General features: G+C 35.5%; 1 pseudogene. It reads left to right on the top strand.

From position 1 onward, the window contains the following. Window positions 1-2 precede the first annotated feature (2 nt). Window positions 3-321: pseudogene (locus tag AAEZ18_RS18525) on the top strand (hypothetical protein); the annotation flags it as partial.

The following is a 321-nucleotide window of genomic DNA, read 5'->3' as shown; positions in this document are numbered from 1 at the left end:
CTATTGTCGCATTTATTTTAGTCGTCGCGTTTATTTTAGCGGGCTGTACCAGCAAAACTAATCAGACTACAACTACAGCAACCACTACTACAACGAATCAGTCTGTAAAAACCACAGTAACACCCGATGAATGCAGCACCATAAATAACCTAATAAATGGTTATGAGTCTGGTTTTAATTCAATCAAAACAGATAAAGTAAATAACCAGTTTACTAATCAATGGCGTACTAATACTCATATAATTGGAGCAAACTGTACAGTTACTTTAAATAAGTCAGAGCAAGCAAGCTACCAATGCCAAACACCTGTTAAAACACAAA

This window comes from Pseudoalteromonas sp. 19-MNA-CIBAN-0066, assembly GCF_040308705.1.
GTDB classification, from domain to species: domain Bacteria; phylum Pseudomonadota; class Gammaproteobacteria; order Enterobacterales; family Alteromonadaceae; genus Pseudoalteromonas; species Pseudoalteromonas nigrifaciens.
This window is presented reverse-complemented; position numbering and strand designations above follow the sequence as displayed.